Source organism: Streptomyces flavusporus (genome assembly GCF_046267975.1).
In the GTDB taxonomy this organism is placed as follows: Bacteria; Actinomycetota; Actinomycetes; order Streptomycetales; family Streptomycetaceae; genus Streptomyces; species Streptomyces flavusporus.
In genome coordinates this window covers 7,494,163-7,515,345 of sequence record NZ_CP176503.1, presented here as the reverse complement: position 1 = coordinate 7,515,345, position 21,183 = coordinate 7,494,163, and the positions used below count along the sequence as shown (strand labels likewise).

The window sequence follows — 21,183 nt, the reverse complement described above, 5'->3', positions numbered from 1 at the left end:
AAGCCCCCGCCGGTGACGACCGGCGGGGGCGTTCCCTTGTGTTTCCCCGGCTACTTCATCGTCGCGCCGATGCTCGTGGATCCGGTGGCCAGGAAGGTGGTCGACGGCAGCGAGCCGTCCGCACCGCGGGCGCCGTACGCGCTGGTCGCGTCCGTGGTGGCGAACGCCGGTGTGGCGACACCCGCGTCCCAGTTGTTGGCCGCCGAGACGGTGGCACCGCCGAGCTTCGCCTTCGCGTGGCCGTTGCCGACGGCGAGGTTGCGTGCGAGACGCGCCTTGCCGGTGGCGAAGTAGAAGCCGTCCTCGGTGTTGGCGTAGGCGGTGTTGCGGTACAGCACGATGGCGCCGGTGTTGGAGTTCTCGGTGAAGCCGTGCAGGGTGTTGTCCCAGGCGGCGTTGTTCTGCACCTTGTGGGCGACGGAGGCTCCGCCGCCGCCCAGCTTGAAGCCGTTGCCGTTGCCCTCGAAGGCGGAGTCGGACCAGCGGTTCTTGCCGTTGCCGAAGGCCCAGGAGTTCTTGATGGTGACCGGCGAGGAGAACTGCCACAGGTCGAGGCCGTCGTCGGAGTTGTTGTAGAGGCGGGCGCCGTCGAGGACGTTGCCGGTGCCGGAGCCGAACTTGACGGCGATGCCGTCGGCGTTCTGGCCGTGTCCGGCCGGGTCGTAGTTGCCGTGACTGTCCAGGTTCTGCACGAGGTTGTTCACGGTGCCGTCGCCGCGCAGGGTGAAGCCGGAGTCGCCGTTGTTCGCGGTGACGAGGTTGCGGAAGATGCCGCCGGTGGAGGAGGTGACGACGAAGCCCTGGGCCGGGGAGTTCTGGAAGGTGAGGTTCTCGACGGTCCAGTAGCTGCCGTAGACCCCGGCGAGCCAGGAGCCGTCGGGCAGCTTGGAGCCGTCGATCTTCACCTTCTCGCTGCCGTACGCCTTCAGTGCGATCCGGCTGGAACTCGTCCTGCTGGCCGTGGACTTGAGGGTGGCGGTGGGGGTGTACGTGCCGCCGCGCACCTGGACGGTCGTACCGGCGACGGCGTTCCTGACGGCCGACTCCAGTTCGGGGGTGGTGGAGACGGTGACCGTCGTCGAGGCGGCCTGGGCGCCGCCGTCGGACAGGCCGAGGTAGACGCCGCCCGCCCCCGCGGCGACAGCCACTGCCGCGGCGATCGAGAGGGTGCGCGTCCTGCGGTGGCGTCCGGTGCTCTGACGCACTGGGGCGTTCCTTTCCTAGTAGGGCTTTGTTAGGTACCCCGATTGATCATCGTCAGGTAGATTGTGATGTTCTGTCAGGTGTGACACCTGAGGAGATGGAGACGGTCCGCCCGCGCCTGGAGGCGTTCGCGGCGGAGATGCTCGGTTCGCTGGCGCGTCGGGACCAGCGGGCCAAGGGCGAGCTGTATCTGCGCGGGCTGATGCTGGACGGCAAGCGCAAGTCCATGCAGCCGATGGCCGAGCGCCTGGGCGTGGACCACCAGCAGCTGCAGCAGTTCGTCTCATCGTCCACCTGGGACTACTCCAAGGTCCGTGAGCGGCTGGCCCGTTGGGCTGCCGCGCACATTTCTCCCGAGGCGTACGCGATCGATGATGTCGGCTTCCCCAAGGACGGCTACGACTCACCGGGGGTGGCGCGGATGTACTGCGGCGCCCTGGGTAAGCGCGGCAACTGCCAGGTCGGCGTCAGTGTGAACCTGGTCAGTGACCGTGCGTCATCGGCTGTCGACTGGCGCCTGTTCCTGCCCGAGAGCTGGGACGACACCAAGTACGGCGAGGACGCGCTGATGGCCGAGGCGATCCGGCGCCGCCGCGCCAAGGCGGGAATCCCGGACACCGAGCGGCACCGGGAGAAGTGGCGCCTGGCGCTGGACATGCTCGACGAGGTGCGCGACAACTGGGAGTTGCCCGACCTTCCGGTCGCCGCCGACGCCGGATACGGCGACGCCACCGGCTTTCGCGAGGGCCTGACCGAGCGCGGCCTGACCTACGCGGTCGCGGTCAAAGCCACCACGACCGCGCACCCCGGCAATGCCACACCCCAACGCCCGCCGTACTCCGGGCAGGGCCGCCCTCCCGTGTCCGCCTACCCCCAACCGCACACCACCCTGCGCGCCCTGGCCCTGGCCGTCGGCCGAGCGGCCACCCGCACCGTCACCTGGCGCCAGGGCAGCAAGGCCACCAGACGCAACCCGAACGCCGAGATGCGCTCGCAGTTCCTGGCCCTGCGGGTCCGACCGGCCAACCGCACCATCCGCCGCGCCGCCGACGGCTCCCTGCCCGACTGCTGGCTGCTCGTCGAGTGGCCACCCGACTCCGCCGAGCCAACCGACTACTGGCTCTCGACGCTTCCCGCCGACACCCCACTGCGCGAACTGGTACGAATCGCCAAGATCCGATGGCGAGTTGAGCACGACTACCGCGAGCTCAAGGACGGTCTGGGCCTGGACCACTTCGAGGGCCGCAACTACCTCGGCTGGCACCGCCACGTCACCCTCGCGCCCCTCGCCCAGGCCTTCTGCACCATGCTCAGGCTCGACCCAAAAGCCCCTGCGCCGGCCTGACCCTCTACGCGGTCCTCCGCGAACTCCAGGCCCTCCTGGCCACCTGGACCGGCGCCTGCTCGATATGCGGCCAACCCGCACCAGCACCCGAACCCCACCACAGGACCTAACAAAGCCCTACTAGGGGGATGGAGCGAAACGGGCCGGAGGGGCCGCCCCGGCCCGTTTCTGAGATCCGGTCGTCGCAGTGGCCGGAAAGGTTGCCGGGCCGCGCGAAAAGGACCGAAACTTTCGGTTCCCTCCCGCCCCGGCAGCACCGATTGACGCACCGTCCTCGGCAGATGACACTCCGAAGGCACGTCACCCAACAAAAATCCCCACACTCACACAGGATGTGCCATGCGCCGCCCCACCGTCCGCACGTTCCTCCCGCTTCCCTTCCTCGCCCTCCTCTTCACCCTGTTGACCGCCCCGCCGGGCAGCACGCAACCAGGAGCACCACCTGTGAAGGACACCCAGTACGCCGGTTATCTCTTCGCCTACTTCACCGGCGAGGGCACCGCCGACGGTGAACAGATCCGCTACGCCCTCAGCCGCGGCAACGACCCGCTGCACTGGCGGGAGCTGAACGCGGGCAAGCCGGTCCTGACCTCCACCATCGGCGAGAAGGGCCTGCGCGACCCGTTCGTGATCCGCTCCCCCAAGGGCGACAAGTTCTACATGATCGCGACCGACCTGCGCATGTACCGCAACTCCAGCGGCAGTTGGGACCACGTGCAGCGGCACGGCAGCAAGTCCATCATGGTGTGGGAGTCCACCGACCTGGTGCACTGGACCGACCAGCGCCTGGTGAAGGTGTCCCCCGACAACGCGGGCAACACCTGGGCGCCGGAGGCCTACTGGGACGAGACGCTCGGCGAGTACGTCGTCTTCTGGGCGTCGAAGCTGTACGCCGACGACGATCCGGACCACACCGGCTCGACGTACAACAAGATGCTGTACGCGACGACGAAGGACTTCCGCACCTTCAGCGAGCCGAAGGTGTGGAACGATCCCGGCTACTCGGTCATCGACTCGACGGTCGTCGAGCACAAGGGGACGTACTACCGCTACACCAAGGACGAACGGGACCCGAGCTCGTCCAGCCCCTGCTCGAAGTTCATCACCGCGGAGAAGTCGACGACGCTCACCTCGACGACGTACGACTTCGTCGCCGACTGCATCGGCAACGGCTCGATGGACCGCGGCGAGGGGCCGACGATCTTCAAGTCCAACACCGAGGAGAAGTGGTACCTGTTCGTCGACGAGTACGGCGGCCGCGGCTACATCCCCTTCGAGACCACCGACCTCGACTCGGGGCAGTGGACGCCCTCGCAGAACTACCAGCTGCCGGCAAGTCCCCGGCACGGCACGGTGATTCCGGTGACGCAGGCGGAGTACGACCGGCTGCTGGCGGCGTATCCCGCGAGCCCCACCTCGGTCGTGGACGCGACGGTGAAGGACCAGAAGGGGTACGGGATCGTCACCGAGAGCGCCTCGAAGGTCGTGCTCCCGATGCAGCCGGACGCCGACCTGACCCGCCTCGCCCCGAAGCTCTGGGTCGGTGAGGGCGCCACGGTCAGCCCGCGCTCCGGCACCCGGCGCGACTTCCGCAAGCCGCAGACGTACACGGTGACGGCCGCGGACGGAACCAAGCGCACCTGGACGGTCGAGGCCGTGCGGACCCGCAGCCCGATCCTGCCCGGTCTGTACGCCGACCCGGACATCCGCTACATGGACGGCCGCTACTGGATCTATCCGACCACGGACGGCTTCCGCGGCTGGAGCGGCACACAGTTCAAGGCCTTCTCGTCCAAGGACCTGGTCCACTGGAAGGACCACGGTGTGATCCTGGACCTGGGACCGGACGTGAGCTGGGCCGACAAGTACGCCTGGGCCCCGGCGATCGCCGAACGCGACGGCAAGTACTACTTCTACTTCTGCGCCGAGCAACAGATCGGCGTGGCGGTGGCCGACTCCCCGGCCGGCCCCTTCAAGGACGCGCTGGGCAAGCCCCTGGTCGCCAAGGGCGGGGCCTGGAGCGGCCAGATGATCGACCCGGCGGTGTTCACGGACGACGACGGGACGTCGTACCTCTACTGGGGCAACGGCCGCGGATACGTGGTACCGCTGAACGACGACATGGTGTCGTTCGACCCGGCCCAGGTGAAGGACATCACCCCGGCGAACTTCCGTGAGGGTGCCTTCGTGGTGAAGCGTCAGGGCACCTACTACTACATGTGGTCCGAGGACGACACCCGCAGCGAGAACTACCACGTCGCCTACGCCACCGGCCCGACTCCGCTCGGCCCGTGGACCAAGCGGGGCACCATCCTGCAGAAGCGCCCCGAATACGGCATCCTCGGCACCGGCCACCACTCGGTGGTGAACGCCCCCGGCACCGACGACTGGTACATCGTCTACCACCGCTTCGCCCTGAACGGCCCCGGCAGGCCGGGCGGGGACGGCACCCACCGGGAGACCACCGTCGACCGCCTCGAGTTCGCGGCCGACGGGACGATCGAGCCGGTGGTGCCGACCCTGGGATCGATCAGGCCCGTGCGGGACTGACCGCCGGACCGGGTTGCTGCTGAGGGCCTGGTTCCAGGACGGCGTCGAGCCAGCGGAGGACCTCGTCCTGCATGCGGTCGACGAAGACGTGACCGAGATCCGGCCAGGTCCTCAGCAGCAACGCCTCCTCGGCATGGCAGGAGCGCCAGACGGCCCGCAGTCTGTCGTACGCCACGCGGACGCCGGCGGCGGGAAACAGCGGATCCAGTGCGCCGTTGAAGAAGAGCATCGGCCTGGGGGCGGCGATGCTCGCCACGTCGGGGATGTCGAGATGCCGGGCGAGCCCGGGGTGCAGCATGTAGTACGCCGACTGCCCGCGCAGCGTGTTGTTGCCGGGCACCATCATTTCCTTCAGGCCGGTCATCCAGCAGACGCAGGCCGCGGCCGCGATGTCGTCCGTGAGCGCGGCAGTCTGCCAGGCCCGGTAGGCGCCCATGGAGAAGCCGAGCGCCGCGACGCGATGCGGGTCGACGCGGTCCAGGCCGGCCAGGAATCCGGCGGCGCGGACGTCCTCGCGGGCCATGAGCCCGGCGAGGGAGGAGCCGAGGTTGTAGAGGTTGGCGGCCAGCGCCTGCTGTTGGTCGTAGGCGAGGGGGCCTCGATCGCCCCAGCCGAGGGCGTCCACGGCGAACACGACATAGCCGCGCCGGGCGAGTTCGTCGCCGATGAACCGCCCGCTGAAGTGCCGGTCGGCCCAGGCCTGCGCGGCGGCCTCCCGGGTGTCGTCGTACCAGGGCCGGACGAGTTTCTCCTTGCCGATGTCGAACCTGGCGCCGTGGTCGTGCAGAAGCAGCACGGCGGGGAAGGGGCCGGTGCCGTGCGGGGTGAGCAGGGCGCCGCGGACGCGCTCGTAGCCGGTGAGGGAGAGGGTCACCAGCTCCCGGGTGAAGCCGTCGCCTTGGGAGCGGGGGTCGAATGCGGGCGCGTACGGGATCGCGTCCTGGCGTCCCACGCCGAGCAGTTCCTCGACCTTGGCCCGGGCGGCGCGTCGCCAAGCGCGGAAGTCGCGGATCGGGGACCGTCCCCAGGCCAGCGGGAAGGTCAGTTCGTCCTTCAGCGCGGCGTGGAAGTCGGGCAGCGGCCCATCCACCACGGCCGCCCGGCGTCCCGCCGGCTCATGGCCGCTCATACGCCCTCCCCGCGCCGGCATGGTGGACGACGTACCGCTCGACCGCCGACTCCGACGGCAACGACCGGTAGTCGTAGACGGCGGCAGGGTCCCAGCCCACATCGGTCGTGAGGCCGAGACCGGTCGCCACCGCGTTCAGGTGGGCGGGGCCGCCGTTGAACCAGGAGCCGGTGTCGTGGAAGCGGTCGCCTCCGTAGTCCGCGACGGCGAGGGTGGGGGCGCCCTGCCGGTAACGGAAGACATTGCGCTCGGAGAAGATCGCGGACTCCACGCCGACGCCGAGCGCGTACAGGGTGTCGGCAGCCCGGCCCCGGTAGACGTTGTTGAGGACGTGCACCTGCCCGAAGCGGACGCGCGGGGCGCGCTGCGTGATGTCGGTGAAGAGGTTCCGGAGGAACGTCACCTTCAGGTGCCCCCGGTCGCGGTCGCCGCGCCCGTCGCCGGACCCGATGAGGATCGCCTTGTCGTGATCCTCGAAGCGGCTGTCGGAGACGGTGATGAAGTCGGAGCCGTCCTCGATGTCCAGCAGCCCGTCGTGCCGTTGGACGTGCTCGCCGTGGAAGCCGAGGGGTGCCTCGCGGTCGGGGAAGCGGCCGTCGGTGAAGGTGCAGTGGTCGATCCAGATGTGCTTGCCGGTGATCACGGTCATGGCGTCGAAGCGGGCGTTCCAGCTGCCCCGCGTGCCGTCGCCCGGTGACCAGGTGGTGAAGTGGTCGACGGGCGCTTCGAGGTGCAGGTTCCGCACGACGATGTTCGTGCCGGTGTTGACCGTCAGGAAGACCCCGAGGAGCCGGGCGTCGTCGCCGGCGCCGACGAGCGTGGTGTTGCTCGGCACGGTCAGCTGGGTGAGTCGGCGGCGGGAGTTTCACCCGCCGCCGCTCTCAGAACCGTGCGTAAGCCTCTCGGCTTACACGGCTCCCATCGTCCAGTCGTTCGCGGTCACGGCTTGACGAACTTCCAGTGGGCGAAGAGTCCGGGGAACCGCCTGGCGTGACGGCTCAGGGCTTCACGCGCTCTGGCTCGTTTCCGTTTGAACCGCTTGTACTTGCGGACGAGCCACCGCACCAGGTAGTCGTTGATGCGGTTGAGGCTGGGGTACAACGCGGACGGATGGAAGCGCCCGAAGTAGTTGATCCAGCCCCGCACGACCGGGTTGATCTCCCGGGCGAGCTGCTCCAGGGTCGTCTCACTTCGCAAGTGCAGCCGCCAGCGGCGGATCTGCACCCGGATCTGCTTGGCGGCCTCGTCGCTGACGGCCGGGTTGAAGCCGAAGAAGAAGTCTCCGCGCTTCGTCCGGAGTTTCCGTACGCGAAACCCGTACCCCAGGAACACGAACGAGGTGTGCTCGGCCAAGCCACGCCTGTTCCTGTCCCTGCAATACACGATGCGGGTCTTCTGGGGATGCAGTTGCAGCCCCCCGCAGTCGGCCAGCCGCCCGGCGATGGCCTCACGCATCTGATGCGCCTGGACCTCGTTGCGACAGTGGACCACCACGTCATCGCAATAGCGCTCGAACTGGACGCCAGGGTGCTCCCGGGCCATCCAGGCGTCGAACGCGTAGTGCATGAACAGGTTGGACAACACGGGTGAGACCGCCGAGCCCTGCGGGCTGCCGCGGTCCCGGGCTTGCAGGCTGCCGTCCGGCCGCTGGAGCGGGGCCTTGAGCCACCGCTCCACATACAGCAGGACCCACCGCTGGTCGGTGTGGTGCGCGACCGCCTTGAGGACGAGATCATGATCGAGGTTGTCGAAGAAGCCCCGGATGTCCAGATCGATCACCCAGTCCGTCTTCCAGCACCGCTCCCGGCACACCGCGACCGCATCCAGCGCACTGCGGCGGGGCCGGTAGCCGTAGGAGTCCGGGTGGAACACAGGTTCCACCAGCGGCTCCAGCACCATGGCCACCACCGTCTGCGCGATTCTGTCCGCAACCGTGGGCACACCGAGGATCCTGACCCCGCGTCCTCCCGGCTTGTCGATCTCCACCATCCGCACCGGCGGCGGGAAGTAGCAGCCCGACGACATGCGATTCCACAGCTTGTAGAGGTTGCCCCGCAGGTCAGCCTCGAACTGCTCGATCGACTCGCCGTCGACGCCCGCCGCTCCCTTGTTGGCCTTGACCCTCAAGTACGCCTCGAACACCAGGTGTTTCGAGATCCCGAACGACTTTGGTCCGCTCGTCCGGCTCATCCCGGGCACTCCGGTTGACCGCCAAACAGACCCGGACGACCCGTCCCCTTCGCTCCACCCGCATTACCGGGCTTCACCACTACTACGAGACGGTCCGCCCCCGTGCCCCGCTTCGGTACTCGGCCCCTCGCGGTCTTGTCCGCTTGGAGCACTCCCTCTCGCCGCCGGCCCACCGGGCCGACCGCAGTATCGGGGCGACAGGTTCCCACGTTCCGTGCAAGAGCCCGGGCCAGGCTCGCGCCGCCTCCATGCCGGACGCCATCCGGGCAGTCGGCAGGCTCCCCCCGGACTTGTCCCGGAGCCCAAATCATGCCCCGGTTTCGACGCCATTGAAGAAAGTTACGACACGTCGTCAGCGGTTCGCTCACGCTCGCCTTCCTGACCCACACCTGACGCGATCACTGCCGCGCCTTTTGCCGCAGCGCTCACCACGATCGGCACTTAACCGACGCAGCCTGCGGTGGTTTGGAGCCTCCCCCTGCAGGGCGACCCCGGAGGACCTATCTCCATCTCCTGCACAGCACCGCTTCCAGAAGCTGCTACATCAATGCCTCCTTCAGCGTTCGTGGCACACGATCTGCGCCTTCTCCCTCGCCGACCCCGTCCGGCGGAGCTGACGCTGCTGCTTGCAGTAGTCGTGGCGTGTGTCGGACCACTCCGCGCCGTCCTCACCGAAGCAGGACATGTACCGGGCGAGGTCGTAGCCGGGCGCGTAGTCCTGCTCGCCGAGCAGCGAACCGTCGGCCGCCTCATGCCCGTTGATGTCGCCGACGACCCGGATCACCTTGGGTACGGTGGGGTCGCCATGGTTGGCCAGGGCGCGCAGCCAGTCGTTGGCGAGGGTCAGGTCACGGACGGTCAGTCCGGGTGCGGCCGAGGTGAAGGTGGCGGAGCCCGCTGTGCCGTAGGTGCCCGAACCGTCGGGCTTCTGGGTGCCGTTGGCGTTGTCGTAGACGATGACGGCGTCGCGCGGGTCACGGGTGGCGCCGCGCAACGTCAACTCTCCCTTGCCTGCCGGGACTTTCACCACCTCCTGATACGTCCCCGGGTGCACGACGATCGTCCAGCCGGGCCCGTCCACCGCGTCCACGGCCGCCTGAACGGAGTCGCCGGATCGGACGTGCAGCACCCGGCGGGCGGCGGCGATGGCGGGCGTGGCACCGACGGCGACCAGTCCCCCGGCGATCCCGGTGATTCCCGTGAGGAGGGTGCGCCTGCGCATCTCAGCGGCCCTCCTTCCATGGCGTCCAGTCGCCGAGGTATGTCTCTCGGGTAGCCGACTCGGCCTGCTCCGAGGTGAGTTGGGGACGGTTCTCGGGAACGGTGACGACCGCGCCGGGGCCGGTGTTGCGGTACTCGGCGAAGCGCTGGTTCTGCCACGGGAAGGCGTCCGACATGTTGGCGTAGGGCGCGACCGCGTCGATGCCGGGGCCCAGCCAGGTCTCCCGGACGGTGAGCGACGGGTGGGCGGTGCGGTCGGAGCTGGGCACCCAGGGGCGGGCCAGCTTGTAGTAGGTGTCCGGGGCTTCGCTGGTGATACGGCTGCGTACCACCAGATGACCCCGTGGGTTGGCGCCCGCCGTGGAGGGCGCGAAGACGAAGCCGTACGGGGCTCCCCCGAGGTCCGTCCGGTTGAGCGTGCGGAAGTGGCAGTGCTCGTACACGGCCGTGGCCCGCCCGAAGACGAAGTCGACGTCGCCCTCGGCGTAGCAGTGCGAGAAGTACTGGCGGGCGAAGACGCCGAGGGCCATGGAGTCGGCGTACAGGGTGTCCTGGTGGCCGAGGAACCGGCAGTGGTGGAAGGCGGACCGGTCGCCCTGCACCTTGATGGCGACGGCCTGGGTGCCGCTGATGTCGGGGTGGTCGGCACGCAGCCAGTCGTTGGCGAAGGTGATGTGGCGGGCGGTGAAGCCGTCGGCCTGGACGAGGGTGGTGGCGGATCCGGTGGTGCCGTAGGTGCCGCCGCCGGGCTTGGGGGTGCCGGCGGCGTTGTCGTAGACGATGACGACGTCGCGCGGGTCCCCACTGGCCCCGAGCCAGGTCATCTCCGTACGGGTCACGTCGACGGCGACCGTCTCCCGGTACGTCCCCGGCGCGATGACCAGCGTCCAGTCGCTGCCTCCCCCAGTGCTGAACGCCTGGGAGGTACCCCCAGCTGCGGTCACGGCGACCTGGACGGAGGTGAAGTCACCCTGGCCGGAGGGGTCGACGTACAGGGTCTGCGGGGTCAGGCGGTCGGCCGGTGAACCGTACCGGCCGAAGGGACACGGCCGGGCTCCGGCGGCTCGCGCGGGGGCCGATGCGAGGGCGAGCGTGGCGCCGGCACCGGCGCTCGCCAGCAGGAAACCTCTTCTGGACAGGGGCGGTCGGCGAAGGAGGGGCGAAGGCATGCGGGTGCTCCTACGATGTGCGGCTCGTGCATCAAGGGAGTGGGACAGCGGGCCGGGCTCGCGAGCCCCGGCCTTCTCGGCTCGCTCAGGCAGGCGTCAGCACACGCGGCCTGCACCCGCACGGCTGCCGACGATCCCCGGGACCGCCCTGGGGTGGTCGACCTTCGTCCGCAGGGTCGGCTTCCACCCGGCGCCCGACTGGAGGGTCTCCTCGGGGATCTCCGCGTTGTGGACGGCGATCAGGTCGGTCAGCTTGCCGTTGACGTAGTTGTTCTCGGCGGTGAGCGGGGATTCGTTCCACTTCTTGAGGACCTTGCCGACCTTGGCGCCGGCCGGCAGCGAGATCGCGTTGTCACTGGCGTGGAGCTGCGAGGAGATGCCGACACCGAAGATGTAGTAATCGTCCTTCTGCTCCTCGTTCACCACGTAGTGGTTGTTGTAGACGTCGACCTGTCCGAACCGCACGCGCGGAGAGCGCTGGAGGATCCCCTCGAAGCGGTTGTGGTGCATGGTGACCTTGAGCTTGCCGGAGTCGAGACTGGCGGTGCTGTCGCTGTTCCCGATCAGCATGTTCTTGTCGTGGTCCTGGAAGCGGTTCCAGGACACGGTCACGTAGTTGGAGCCGCGCACGATGTCCGTCAGCCCGTCGTGCTGCTGGAAGACCTTGCCGAAGTAGACCGGCCGCTCGCTGTCGGGGTAACGCCCGTCGGTGAACGTGTTGTGGTCGATCCACACGTGATCGGTGCCGTAGACGACCACCGCGTCGTACTCGGAGTTCCAGTTGCCGGTCTTGTTGTCGTCGGTCGGGTCCCACTTCGGGAAGCAGTCCAGAGGGGCCTCGATGGTGAGGTTGCGCAGGATGACGTTCGAGACGCCCTTGATCTGAAGGCTGCCGCCGAGGATGCCGGAGTTCTTGCCGACGCCGACGATGGTGGTGTTGCTGGGAACGTTGGCCTTGATCTCCGAGTCCTGGTTGGCGGCGGACGCGGCCCGCGCCTCCTCCTGCGGACCGCTGGCGGGCCTGTCGTTGCCCCAGACCGCCGGGTCGTAGTCCTTGAGGTACTGCTGGAGGTCGTAACCCCCGGTTGCGAAGGCCTCACAGCCCTGGGAGACGGCGTCGATCATGCCCTTGACCCTGATGATCTTGGGCGCGCTGCCGCCATCGGCGAGCGCCTGCTTGAACTCCGCCCAGGTGGTGACGGTGTGGACGTGCTCGGCATCGGCGGCCGAACCACCAGTCGTCCCCGCCCCTTCCGAACCCCAGCCGTCGCCCGCGGCGAGGACCTCACGACCGAGATCACGGGACCCGGCCTGAGCTCCGGTCCCGGTGACACCGAGGACGAGCGCGGTGCAGCCGATCAGAACGGCAGTTCTAGTGGCATGCCCATGCCATCTGCGTGTGTTCATTGTGCGGCTCTCTTCTCTGCAATCGAGGGGTGTGGTTACGCGGCGGCCTGCGGCCAGGTGATCCAGGGCTCCGGGATCTCCTCGTCGAGCCGGCGCACGTCCTGCGGGCCGAGCACACGCGCACGCAGCAGCTCCCGCGCCACGAGACGCGCCACGGCGATGGCGCCCGGCGGATTGAAGTGCGTGTTGTCCTGCTCGGTGGCGGTCCAGTTGAAGTACGCCTTCGTGCCCTCCACCCCGAGCTGCTGCCACAACACGAGCGACAGCGCCTGGATGTCGAGCAACGCCACGCGCTCCTCCTGGGCGAGCGCACGCATCGCCGCCGGATAGTCGCCGTGGGTCGGCACGGCGTTGCCGCTCGCGTCGAACCGGCGCCGCTCAACGGCGGTGGCAAGCACCGGCCGCGCACCACGCGCCCGGGCGCCGTCGACGTACAGGCGCAGATAGTCCTGGTACGTCGACCAGGGCTCGGTGTACCGAGTGGGGTCGGCGACCTTCTCGTCGTTGTGCGCGAACTGGATCAGCAGGAAATCGCCGGGCCGAATGGCGCCGAGGATGACATCGAGCCGCCCTTCATCGACAAAACTCTTCGAACTGCGCCCGTTGACCGCGTGATTCAAAACGGGCCGGTCCTTGTGCAGAAAGAAGGGAAGAGCCATTCCCCACCCGGTCTCGGGCGCGGCGTCGGCGTATTTCTGAGCGGCGGTGGAGTCACCAGCGATGTAGAGAGTTCGGGTGCGACGGTGGCCGGTTGCGTGTGCGGGCCCGGCAGCGGCCACCGAGACCGGCACAGCGGCAAGGGCAGCGGCGGCAACCTGTCTACGCGTGAGTGACACGACAGTTCCTTTCAAGAAAGGGGAGGCCTAACGCCCTCAGGGGCGCGGGGAACTGCGCGACCAGCCAGGGACGGCCCGCAGCCCGAAGACCACGGACCGCCCCACAATGAACCCGGCTTTTAACCGTTCTGCTGCTTCCACTCGGCCTGCGCCTCATTCAGCTGCTCGGCCAACGTGTCCAGAAACTCCTTCGCACTCATGTCCCCCAGCAGCACCTTCTGGAAGTTCGGCTCATTGTCCGCCTTGGAAATCGTGTTCCAGTCCGGCAGGTAGTACGGCAACTGCACGATGGTCGTAGACCCATCACTCAGCGCCTCCGCCGCCAACCTCGTCGGCTCCGCCTCGGAAATCCACGCGTCCTTCGCCGCATCGGTGTGCGCCGGCACCTGACCCGCAGACTCGTTGAACTTCGAGTTCGCCTCGGGCGATGTCGCGAACTCGATGAACTTCCACGCGGCTTCCTTGTTCTTGGAGCTCTTGAACACGCCGAGCCCGTCCACCGGGTTGGACACCTGCACCCGCTTGCCGCCGGGCCCGATCGGCTGCGGAATGCCCCGGAACTTGTCCGTGCCGAACGCCTTCACGTGGTCCTGGTACGAGCCCAGGTTGTGGTTCAGCATGCCGATGGTGCCGGAGTCCCACTGCGCGACCATCTTGGTGAAGTCGTTGTTGAGGTCGGCGGCCGGGGTGACCTTCTTGTAGAGGGCCGCGTACTTCTCCAGCGCCGCCACGTTCTTCGCGTCGTTGACCGTGGTCTTCTCACCGCTCGCGTCCCAGAAGGACGTGATCCCGGACTGCCCGTACATGGCGTCCAGCGCCTGGGCGATCGACCCCGCCCCGCCCCGGATGGTGTACCCGAACTCGTTCTTGCCCGTGTCGGTGAGTTCCTCGGCGGCCTTGTAGAAGGCGTCCCAGGTGGTGGGGTCCTCCAGTCCCGCCTTCTTGAACAGGTCGGTGCGGTAGTACAGGACACCGTTGTTCGCGGAGGTCGGGATCGAGTACAGCGCGTCGTCGCCACCGCCGGCCGCCTTCAGCGACTCGACCATGTCCTCGTTGAGCTTGCCGTTCAGCGACGACTTGGCGAGCCGCTCGTCCAGCGGCTCCAGCGCGCCCTGCGCGGCGAAGCCGGCGAGCATGGCCGCGCCGACGCCGCCGACGTCCGGCAGGCCGCCGCCCTGGATGGCGGTGTCGACCTTGGACTGGTACTCGGTGGAAGCGATCCCGACGTACTCGACCTTGATGTCCGGGTTCGCCTTCTCGAAGTCGGCGATGATCTCCTTCCAGATGTCGGTGCGGACACCGCCATTGTTGTCCCAGAAGACGATCTTGCCCTTGCCGCTGCCCTCGCCGCCCTTGTCGCCGGCCGCACCGCTGCCGTCGTCGCCGCAGGCGGTGACGGTCAGCGCGAGCACGGCGCCCAGGGCGACGGCGGCCGGCATACGACGCCTGCCGGTGCTGCTTCTGCGATTGCTGATCTTCATTGGTCGGCTCTCTTCTTCTGGATCCAACTTCAGATGTGAAGGTGTGTGGGGGTCAGTGGTGATCGGCGGGGCCGTGCAGCCCGGTGCCGATCTGCTTCTGCGGTCCTGCGAAGCGCTTGACCAGCGCCGGGACGGCTGAGGCCGGGTCCAGCCGGTAGTCGTAGAAGGCACGCGGGTCGAAGGCCGCGCCCCACTCGTCGTGCCGCCCGGCCGTGCCCTTGAGGATCGACCCGCGCTGCACCAGCTCGGCCGTGCCGTCGGCCTGGTAGGGGTGCTGGACGTTCTCGTAGTAGGAGTTCTCGATGACCATGCGGGTCCGGCCGCGCGACCAGTTCCCGTACGTCCACACGGGGTCGCCCGGATCCGCCTGCGCGGTCAGGTGGTTGTTGTAGAGGTGCGCGTAGGCGGCGTTGTCGACGGAGGGGTTGCGCTGCTTGGTGTTGGCGAACAGGTTGTGGTCGATCGTGATCTGCGTCCTGACGTCGGTCGTCCAACCGAGCCCGAACGTCTTGTTGTTGTTCTCGAACCGGTTGTAGGAGACGGTCACGTACTCGCTGTTCTTGCGGACGTCGAGCTGCCCGTCGCAGATGTTCGAGAAGCGGTTGTGGTCGACCCACACATGGTGGACGGTGTCCATCTGGATGCCGTCGAAGTCGGTGTCCTTGCAGTCCCAGTCGCCCTCGATCGCCGAGTCGCGGATCGTCAGGTTGCGGATGATCACGTTGTGGGTGCCGGGGCTGAGATGGAACTCGCCCTGCACCAGCTCACCACTCGTCCCGACGCCGACGATCGTCTTGTCCGAGGCGACCTCGATGCTCGCGCCGAACGGCTGCGCGGTGATCGTGCCCTTGACGCGGATGACGTACGCCTCGGGCGCCGCCGCGTACCGCTCCAGCGAGGCCTGGTCGGTGACGGTGACGACCTTGCCGCCCGCACCGCCGGTCGTGCCGCCGGCCAGGGAGGCGAAGCCGTGGGGGCGGTCGGTGAAGCGGTCGGCCGTCGCCGGGGCGGTCGGGGCGGCGTCCGCCTCGACAGCGCCCAGTCCCAGCGCGGCGACCAGACCCATGACGGCGGCCAGGGCTCTGCCCGCTCCTGGCAAGCGCTTGCTCCGGAAGTGCGTCATTGCGGCTCCCAACAGGCGTGCGGTGACTTCACATGGCGGTGATGCGGAAGTGCGTGAACATGCCCGCGCCGGCATGCCCCGGCCCGTCCTCGGGCGCGAGGGCGAACAGGCCGAGCAGGGCGCCGACCCACCGCCAGGGGGTGGCGGCGAAGACCTGCCCGGAGGGACGCGGGCCGTCGCCGACGTCGTAGAAGAAGCGGCAGCGCGCCCCGGATCCGATCTCGATCCGCAGGAACGCCCGCCCGTCCGGCGCCGACCGCGGATGGTCGGCGTCCCTTTCCCGCTCCGCCACCCCCTCCGCGAACCGGTGCACGAGGTGGACGGTCCCGTCGGCCGCCCGCTGCAACCCGATCCAGCGATACGCGTCCCCGAGCACCGCGAGCCCGGCCCGTGCCCCCGGTTCCTCGCTGTCGAGCCGTAGCTCCACCTCGACGACGGCCGGCCTTCCGGGCAGCCGCTGGGTGAGGATGCTCGGCAGTCTGCGCAGGTCGTGCGCGTCGGCCGAGCGGACGCAGGTCAGCCGTAGCCCGTCGCCGGAGTGCTGGGTGGCCCAGCCGTCGCGGGGGTTGGCCGTCCACTGCCACTGGCGGCCGTACCGCCCGCCGGGGAAGTCGTCGTCGGTGGCGGGCGCGGCCGGCGGCTGCGGCGGCAGATCGGGGCGTTCGTGCACGGCGACAGGTGCGCCGTCGTCCCCCAGCACCGGCCAGCCGTCGGCCCCCCAGCGCATCGGCTGGAGGTGTACCACCCGGCCGTAGGCGCCGCGCTGCTGGAAGTGCACGAACCAGTCCTCGCCGGACGGGGTGCGCACCCAGCCGCCCTGGTGCGGTCCGTTGACGTCGGTGTCCTTCTGCTCGAGGACGACCTTCTCCTCGTACGGCCCGAAGAAGCCGCGTGAGCGGAAGGCGCCCTGCCAGCCGGTCTCCACTCCCCCGGCGGGCGCCAGGATCCAGAACCAGCCGTCGTACCGGTAGAGCTTGGGCCCCTCGAGGGTGAACCAGCCGGGGATGCGGTCGGCGTCGACGATCACCTTGCCCTCGTCGAGGAGGGAGGTCGCGTCGGGGTGCATACGGTGGCCGGTGAGACGGTTCTTGATCCCGGAGCGGGACCTGGCCCAGGCGTGCACGAGGTAGGCCTCGCCCGTTTCGTCGTCCCACAGGGGGCAGGGGTCGATCAGGCCCTTGCCCGCCTTCAGGAGGTGCGGGCGGGTCCAGGGGCCGCGTATCTCCGGGGCGTTGATCTGGTAGATGCCCTGGTCGGGGTCGCCCCAGAAGATCCAGAAGCGGTCGTCGTGATGGCGCAGGGACGGTGCCCAGACGCCGCAGTCGTGCCGGGGCGTGGCGAACGCGTCCGCCGGTTCCAGGCGGCCCAGGGCGTGTCCGACCAGCGTCCAGTTGACCAGGTCGCGGGAGTGCAGCAGGGGAAGGCCGGGGACGCGGCCGAAGCTGGAGGCGGTGAGGTAGAAGTCGTCGCCGACGCGGATGACGTCCGGGTCGGACCAGTCGGCGTCGAGGATCGGGTTGCGGTAGGTGCGGTCCGTCTGCTGCGCGGTCACTGGGTCACCGCCTTCCGGGCCAGGGCCGCGGCCTCGTCCCGGCCGAGCCGGCCGTCGGCGACAACGGTGACGATCCGGCGGACGACGGTGTCGCCATGGGGGCACCTCCCACGCCTTTCGGGCAGTGGGGGAGGGATCGGCAGCCGCTCGTCGTACGCGAGCGAGGAGCCGACGCCGGGGTATTCGGCGGTGCGGACGAACCAGGGGTCCCGGCGGGTGGTGTCTGTGGCGCCGGCGAAGACCAGCGTCCAGCCAGTGCCAACCAGGGCCAGCCAGTCGGCGCGGGTGCCGTGCACCTGCTCCTCGCCCTCGCCGCCCGGAGTGAAGACGTCCGGCACCGAGGCCTCCTTGCGGGCGCGCCAGAAGAAGCCGCCGTAGGCCGCTCCGGGGCGCCCGTTGGTGGCGGGACTGCCGATCGACAGCGGGCCGGAGGTGATGTTGGTGAGGGCGAAGGTGAAGTCCAACGCCCAGGCGGTATCGGTGAGTTCGGTCGCGGCGACCGTACGGCGCTCGCGCAGCACCTCGGCTCCCGCGGCCACCCAGCGCAGTTCCTCGACGAATCCGTCGGGATCGCGGAGCTGGAAGGCGACGTGCCGCTGAGCGCCGTGGTTGTCGAGCTCGGTCGGGCCCCGGTCGCGGACATAGGTGCGCCCGCCCCAGAAGTTGTGCCCCTCGACGTCGGGAACGGCGACACCGACGCCGAGGTGGTGCAGGTGGTCGGCGGGGCTCAGCTCGGTGACCGCCGTGCCGGCCAGGGTGGTGACGGGGTGCAGGTACGGGCGCGGGGAAAGCCGGTCCGGGAGTTCGGGCCGGGTGACGTACCGGCCGACCGGGCGGCCCGCGACGCGCAGGACCGGCGAGTCGTGGGTCGTCATCGGGTGCTCACCTCCTTACGGTCGTTCCGCGGCGCGTTCCCGAGCGCCCACGGAGCGCCCAGCTCTGAGTAGAGGGCGAGGGTGTCGGCGGCGGCCGCGACGAGTCCGTCGACACCGGGCACCACCCGCCGCTGCTCGCCGGGCAGGAGATGCCAGGCGGAGTCGGGCAGCGGGGCCGGGTCCGGGGCCTGCCGGATCGCCTCCACGACCCGCATGAAAGCGCCCGTCGTGTCCGGCGGGACCAGCAGGTCGGCGCCGGTGGTGAGGTGCTCGACCAGGTTCTCCAGGAGGTCCGTGCGGCCGTACTCGAACTCCTCCGGGCCGTGGTCCGCCCGCTGGAGCAGGACGCGGTCCTGCTTGTACCAGAAGGTGATCCGGCCCCCGCTGCCGTGCACCAGCACGTACGGCTCGTCGGGCCGCTCGGCGCACAGGGTGGCGGCAACGGTGACCGGGCGGCCCTCGGTGGTGGTGACGCGGACGCAGGAGGTGTCGTCGGCCTCGATGGCGTTGGCCCGCCACAGTTCGGTCTCGATGGCGGTGACGTCCTCGGCGCGGGTGGCGCCGCTGAGGGCGAGCGCGGTGGCCACGGCGTGCGCGAGCGGGTTGGTCAGCGCCCCGTCGATCACGTCGACGCCGTTCAGCCGGCGCCGGCCCGCCCACGGTGCCCGCCGGTAGTAGGCCTCGTCGCGCGCCCAGGCGCCGGCCCCGCCGACCCCGGCCACCTCGCCGATCGCACCGTCGGCGATCAGCTCCCGGATCGCGGGCACGGCGTGCGAGCCCAGCGACTGGAAGCCGATCTGACAGGCGACGCCCGCCTCGGCGACCCCGTCGGCCATCCGGCGGAACTCGGCGTACGACGGCGCCGGCGGCTTCTCCAGCAGGAGGTGGACACCTCTGCGCGCGGCCGTCAGCGCAAGGTCGGTGTGCGTGGGGATCGGCGTGCAGACGACGGCGGCACGGGCGCCGGTGGAGTCGAGCAGCGCGCCGAAGTCGGCGGACTGCGCCGGGAGTTCGCCGCCGAACTCCTCCTCGGTGAGCGGGGTCGGCTCACAGATGCCCGCCAGTCGTACGAGACCCCGCTCCTGGAGCCGGCGGATGTTCTGCACGTGCCAGCGGCCGTGCCCTCGGGCGCCCGCGAGTACCACGGGCAGTGGTGTGGTCATGGGATCCTCCCCGCGCCCGCTCCGCGTGCCACCTCTCCGGCGATCCGGATGATCCTCCGACGCACCCTCATCACCCCTTCACCGCCCCCGCGCTGAACCCGGTGATCAGCCACTTCTGGATGAAGGCGAACACGAGCACCACCGGGACGGCGGCGATGATGCCGCCCGCCGCGAGGGCGCCCAGGTCGACGCTGTCCGCGCTCATCAGGGTGTTCAGGCCGACCGGGATGGTCTGCTTCTGCTGGTTGTTGAGGAACATCAGGGCGAACAGGAAGTGGTTCCAGGAGTGCACGAAGGCGAAGGAACCGACCGCGATCAGCCCGGGGCGCAGCAGCGGCAGTACGACGACCCGGAAGGCGGTCATGCGGTTGCAGCCGTCGACCCAGGCCGCCTCCTCCAGGGAGTACGGCACGTTCTTGATGAAGTTGCTGATGAGGATCATCGACAACGGCAGCTGGAAGACCGTCTCGGCGAGGATGACGCTGCCGAGCGAGTTGATCATCTGCAGTTCGGCGAAGATCTCGAACAGCGGGACCAGCAGCAGCGCGCCCGGCACGAACTGGGAGCAGAGCAGGGCGAGCATGAAGGCCCGCTTGATGCGGAAGTCGAACCGGGCGAGCGCGTAACCGCCCGCCAGGGCGACGACGGTCGTCAGGAAGAGGGTGGCGAGGCCGACGAGCACGCTGTTCTGGAAGTAGGTACCGAAGCTTCGCTCCGTCCAGACCTTCTCGAAGTGGTCGAAGGTCATCGGCCAGGGGACCAGGGAGGTCGAGCCGGCCGGGCGCAGGGCGAAGAGCAGGATCCAGTAGAAGGGGATGAGGGTGAAGACCAGGTAGATCGACAGCGGCAGATAGATCTGCCAGCGAGGGGCCTCGTCCCAGGCGCGGCGCTTCTTCGCCGGACGCTGCGGCTCGCGCACCGTGCGCCGGGGCGCGGGCGCGGGCGCGACCATGGTGGCCTCCTTGGTGGTGCTCACTTGTCCTCACCTCCGAACTTGCTCAGCCGCAGATAGACGATCGAGCAGAAGAGCAGGATCACGAACGCGACCGTGGTCAGGGCCGACGCGTAGCCGAAGTTGTGGGCGTCGACGCTGGTGTTGGCGATGTACAGCGGGAGTGTCGTGGTCTCACCGGCCGGTCCGCCGCCGGTGAGGGTGTACAGCAGGTCGACGTTGTTGAACTCCCACACCGCGCGCAGCAGCGTCGACAGGACGATGGCGTCCTTCAGATGCGGCAGGGTGATGTGCCAGAACTGCTTGAGCCGGCTCGCCCCGTCGACCTCGGCGGCCTCGTACAGATCCTTCGAGACGGACTGGAGGTCGGCGAGGATGAGGATCGCGAAGAACGGCACGCCGCGCCACAGGTCGGCGACGATCGCCGCAGGGAACACGGTGGAGGTGTCCGACAGCCAGCTGGTGCCGTAGGAGCCGATGCCCATGTCGGCGAGGTAACGGGTGATGCCGGTCTGGGAGTTGTAGAGCAGCACCCAGATCGCGGAGGTCAGCACGCCGGAGACGGCCCACGGGGAGAAGACCATCGCCCGGCCGAGGGCCCGGCCCACGAACGTCTGGTTGACGATGAGAGCCAGCGCAAGACCGAACAGCAGCTGGAGTCCGACCTCGACGACGACCCACTTGGCGCTGAAGATCAGCGTGTCCCAGAAGAGCGGGTCCTCGGTGAAGGCGTGGACGAAGTTGTCGAAACCCGCGAAGCCGTTCCGCCATGGCTTGGTGGGGTTGTAGTCCTGCAGGCTGTAGTAGAAGACGCTGAGCACCGGGTAGGCGATGAAGCCCAGCATCAGCAGGGCCGCCGGGGCGATCAGCAGATACGGCAGTCTGCGCGGCGTGGCGGAGGCACGGCGCCGCCTCGGTGGCGCGGGCGGTTTCGCCACGGCTGCGGCTTGGGCCATGACTGTTCTCCGTTCTCGTACGTCGTGCGTG

The 21,183-nt window shown here is 69.1% G+C and carries 15 protein-coding genes and 2 pseudogenes; 2 read left to right on the top strand and 15 right to left on the bottom strand.

What is annotated here, in order from left to right:
* Positions 1–50 precede the first annotated feature (50 nt).
* Positions 51–1,205 (bottom strand): right-handed parallel beta-helix repeat-containing protein, encoded by a 1,155-nt coding sequence (locus tag ACKTSN_RS35415; protein WP_409472850.1) that lies wholly within the window; start codon positions 1,203–1,205, stop codon positions 51–53.
* A gap of 80 nt (positions 1,206–1,285) precedes the next feature.
* Here ACKTSN_RS35415 and ACKTSN_RS35410 point away from each other — a divergent pair, with 80 nt between their 5' ends.
* A complete protein-coding gene (locus ACKTSN_RS35410; RefSeq protein ID WP_409472849.1) occupies positions 1,286–2,548 on the top strand; it encodes an IS701 family transposase in 1,263 nt (420 codons plus the stop codon).
* Between the two features lie 339 nt (positions 2,549–2,887).
* Entirely contained in the window at positions 2,888–5,098 is a 2,211-nt protein-coding gene (locus ACKTSN_RS35405) for a family 43 glycosylhydrolase (protein WP_409472848.1), read from the top strand.
* On the opposite strand, the gene ACKTSN_RS35400 is transcribed toward ACKTSN_RS35405, so the two are convergent.
* From ACKTSN_RS35400 to ACKTSN_RS35335, 14 genes and pseudogenes are all read right to left on the bottom strand, one after another.
* Positions 5,079–6,227, bottom strand: a complete 1,149-nt coding sequence (locus ACKTSN_RS35400) for a dienelactone hydrolase family protein (protein WP_409472847.1) — start codon at positions 6,225–6,227, stop codon at positions 5,079–5,081. The two genes, ACKTSN_RS35405 and ACKTSN_RS35400, sit on opposite strands and share 20 nt — an antisense overlap.
* Positions 6,214–7,068, bottom strand: coding sequence for a pectate lyase family protein (locus ACKTSN_RS35395; protein WP_409474998.1), 855 nt, complete (start codon positions 7,066–7,068; stop codon positions 6,214–6,216). The genes ACKTSN_RS35400 and ACKTSN_RS35395 overlap by 14 nt, the downstream gene beginning before the upstream one ends.
* A gap of 98 nt (positions 7,069–7,166) precedes the next feature.
* The gene (gene ltrA, locus ACKTSN_RS35390) at positions 7,167–8,417 is read right to left on the bottom strand and encodes a group II intron reverse transcriptase/maturase (RefSeq protein WP_409468519.1); all 1,251 of its coding nucleotides are present in this window, start codon (positions 8,415–8,417) and stop codon (positions 7,167–7,169) included.
* Between the two features lie 793 nt (positions 8,418–9,210).
* A pseudogene (locus ACKTSN_RS35385) lies at positions 9,211–9,639 on the bottom strand (pectinesterase family protein); the annotation flags it as partial.
* A 1-nt stretch (position 9,640) separates the two neighbouring features.
* Positions 9,641–10,807, bottom strand: coding sequence for a pectinesterase family protein (locus ACKTSN_RS35380; RefSeq protein ID WP_409472846.1), 1,167 nt, complete (start codon positions 10,805–10,807; stop codon positions 9,641–9,643).
* 96 nt (positions 10,808–10,903) lie between these two features.
* Positions 10,904–12,214, bottom strand: a complete 1,311-nt coding sequence (locus ACKTSN_RS35375) for a pectate lyase family protein (protein WP_409472845.1) — start codon at positions 12,212–12,214, stop codon at positions 10,904–10,906.
* 35 nt (positions 12,215–12,249) lie between these two features.
* Positions 12,250–13,050: a rhamnogalacturonan acetylesterase gene (locus ACKTSN_RS35370; RefSeq protein WP_409472844.1), complete on the bottom strand. Its 801-nt coding sequence runs from the start codon at positions 13,048–13,050 to the stop codon at positions 12,250–12,252.
* Between the two features lie 119 nt (positions 13,051–13,169).
* Positions 13,170–14,531 (bottom strand): ABC transporter substrate-binding protein, encoded by a 1,362-nt coding sequence (locus ACKTSN_RS35365; protein ID WP_409472843.1) that lies wholly within the window; start codon positions 14,529–14,531, stop codon positions 13,170–13,172.
* A 58-nt stretch (positions 14,532–14,589) separates the two neighbouring features.
* A pseudogene (locus ACKTSN_RS35360) lies at positions 14,590–15,654 on the bottom strand (pectate lyase family protein); the annotation flags it as partial.
* 28 nt (positions 15,655–15,682) lie between these two features.
* Positions 15,683–17,206 (bottom strand): glycoside hydrolase family 43 protein, encoded by a 1,524-nt coding sequence (locus tag ACKTSN_RS35355; protein WP_409472841.1) that lies wholly within the window; start codon positions 17,204–17,206, stop codon positions 15,683–15,685.
* Positions 17,203–18,081: a PmoA family protein gene (locus tag ACKTSN_RS35350; RefSeq protein ID WP_409472840.1), complete on the bottom strand. Its 879-nt coding sequence runs from the start codon at positions 18,079–18,081 to the stop codon at positions 17,203–17,205. Before ACKTSN_RS35350 ends, ACKTSN_RS35355 begins: the two co-directional genes overlap by 4 nt.
* Positions 18,078–19,244: a Gfo/Idh/MocA family protein gene (locus ACKTSN_RS35345; RefSeq protein WP_409472839.1), complete on the bottom strand. Its 1,167-nt coding sequence runs from the start codon at positions 19,242–19,244 to the stop codon at positions 18,078–18,080. Before ACKTSN_RS35345 ends, ACKTSN_RS35350 begins: the two co-directional genes overlap by 4 nt.
* Before the next feature lie 70 nt (positions 19,245–19,314).
* Positions 19,315–20,196, bottom strand: a complete 882-nt coding sequence (locus tag ACKTSN_RS35340) for a carbohydrate ABC transporter permease (RefSeq protein WP_409474997.1) — start codon at positions 20,194–20,196, stop codon at positions 19,315–19,317.
* Positions 20,197–20,216: 20 nt separating this feature from the next.
* Positions 20,217–21,152 carry a carbohydrate ABC transporter permease gene (locus tag ACKTSN_RS35335; RefSeq protein WP_224736891.1) on the bottom strand — a complete coding sequence of 312 codons (936 nt, stop codon included), beginning with the start codon at positions 21,150–21,152 and terminating at the stop codon, positions 20,217–20,219.
* Between the last annotated feature and the right edge of the window lie 31 nt (positions 21,153–21,183).